This is a genomic window from Aureispira sp. CCB-QB1 (assembly GCF_000724545.1).
In the GTDB taxonomy this organism is placed as follows: domain Bacteria; phylum Bacteroidota; class Bacteroidia; order Chitinophagales; family Saprospiraceae; genus Aureispira.
This window is the reverse complement of sequence record NZ_JHBV01000171.1, coordinates 1-2,235: the sequence shown is the minus strand read 5'-3', so window position 1 is coordinate 2,235 and position 2,235 is coordinate 1. Positions and strand designations below refer to the sequence as shown.

General features: G+C 38.1%; 2 protein-coding genes and 1 pseudogene. All 3 read right to left on the bottom strand.

Annotated features, from left to right (window positions below; translation table 11 throughout):
• On the bottom strand, nucleotides 1–206 hold a 206-nt coding region (locus tag CG11_RS31165), incomplete at its 3' end, for a site-specific integrase (RefSeq protein ID WP_368667166.1).
• The gene (locus CG11_RS28915) at nucleotides 148–1,056 is read right to left on the bottom strand and encodes a tyrosine-type recombinase/integrase (protein ID WP_052600381.1); all 909 of its coding nucleotides are present in this window, start codon (nucleotides 1,054–1,056) and stop codon (nucleotides 148–150) included. The genes CG11_RS31165 and CG11_RS28915, both read right to left, overlap by 59 nt.
• A gap of 99 nt (nucleotides 1,057–1,155) precedes the next feature.
• Nucleotides 1,156–2,235 (bottom strand): annotated as a pseudogene (locus CG11_RS30760) (hypothetical protein); the annotation flags it as partial.

The window sequence follows — 2,235 nt, the reverse complement described above, 5'->3', positions numbered from 1 at the left end:
TTATAATACTTTTTAATGCTCTGTAAAATACGATTAATAGAACTTGGATTTTGTGTTTTTCTTTGAGTATTGATATAGTTAATAATGTCTTGATAAGTAGCACTTTGAGCATTCGGACAAGCTTGTAAATAAATCTTGATTTCTCGCTCATAACTCTTCACAGTTGAAGGGGTATACTTGCCTGTTAAATAGTTGTTTAGTGTCATAATGGATATAATTTTGGGTGCTTTCCAAGTGCGCATGCCCTAAGTAATCTCGAACTTGTTCAATCGGCATGCCTTGTTGGATTAAGTGGGTTGTAATACTGTGACGCAAACAATGCAAGTCTATTTTTTTATCAATGTTCGCTTTCTCAAGCAACTTCTTAACGAGTTTCAGCGCAGAAGCGCCACGATAACGCCTGTTGAGGGTATTTAAAAACAAAGCCGTTTCCTGGACTCTTGGGCGATGGTTTAAAACATAGTCTTTTAGATCGCTTTGGATGGCTGCTGTTAGAGGGATATTTCTAGACCTTCCGCCCTTCCCTTTTCTGACAAGCAACCATCCATTTTTATAATCAATATCCTTCAAGTTCAAAGCTTGACCTTCACTTCTTCTAAGTCCTAGACCGTAGTAAATGTGTAAGATACAACGCTCTTTCAAACTGCTACAAGCTGTATATAATTGACTAATTTCCAAAGGCGTTAAAATAGCTCGTTTTTCACTCTCAACCTTTGGCAACACATAACCACTCATGGGATTTTTAGTCAAGCGTCCTTGTTGCTCTTGAAGCTTTAAAAGTAGGCTTACATTCCACAAATAATCTCGTATCATTTTGCTACTCAATCCGCCTGTTTTATGGTGGTTCGGACGATTCTCTAAATACGCTTGATAATCCTTTATCGTCTTTCTTCTAATCTCTTGAAGCTGATAAATTTTCTTCGATTCTAACCAACAAAGAAAGGCTTTGATGCCTCCCTCTATGTTTCGTTGACCTTTGGTACTATAGCCAACTGCTTGTACATAAAGGGCTATTTCTTTCAGTACTTCTTGATAAACTTTGCTTAAATTCTTCATCCCCCTTGAGCAAATTCTCGGAACGAGGAACGCCAAGCACTTTTTCTAGGTTTTATCGCTATTCTAGCGTTCCATTGGTGTTCCTAAACCGTTCCAAACTTAGTTAGATAATGCCTTTAATTGGCTATTCATATAGCTTTGTATCTCCTTTCTAAGGGCTTTATTATCATCCCAATAAATAATTTGATATTTAAAACCTCGATTGACAGCTCCCCCGACTTGCTTAATATATTCTAAGTCTAAAAGCTGTTGCATATATCGATGTTGTTGAGTTTTACTAAGGTTCATTACCTGCCGTATTTCTCGACGACCAAAGCAATATTTTGCTTGCTCTTCTTGACCTTCAACATATGCTTTCAACTGCTCAAAAAACTGGCGCAAGCTCCCATCCAATTCATCTACTTTCAAAATAATCGTTTCAAACAACAGATTAATAGCCAACTGTATATCTTCCTTAGTCGTAATAATTCGACCATTATTATCTACCTCCCGTTGCAACTGATGCAGCCAAGTTATTTGCTTCACAAAGCATTGGAACAAGTGATTCAAACGCCTAATTTTATGCACTCGTTTTGGTAGCTGTATTTTACCCGCAAAAGGATTAACCACTAATTTAGGTTCTAATACATAAACCATATTTTGAAGCTGTATAATTGCCTCCTGCTCTTGTTTGCTGTTGATTTCTCCTCTATCTTTTTGATATTGATAATCTAGTATGTGCTCGGTTTGTTCCTCGCTTTCATCGACTGCAACCAGTAAACAACGGCTCATATTATCCTCATAAACAGCGCCTCTTGTGGTACACATCAAGGTTGATATTGGACCTTCTGCCAAGATTTCCACATTCTCCATCTTTCCATTCGCTTGCTTTTGCGTAATCGTAGAACTTAAACGCTTGCCCGACTGCATTTCTCGAACCACATATTGAACCTCTTCGCTCAGTCCATCCCAATCTTCCACCGCAATACTGGAGTGTTTAAATTTTGTCCCTGCATGATACAAACTCTTATCACTGATTCTTGTCCAGATGTGGCGGTCTTGCTCTGGTATCATATCCATTATTTTGCGTAATAACAACGTCTTTCCTGTGCCCGAACTACCTTGTATCAAAGCGTGCAAGGGGTCTTTGCATTTATAAGAACTCGCCACGATTAACAATAACAATCTTGTATTTTCTTC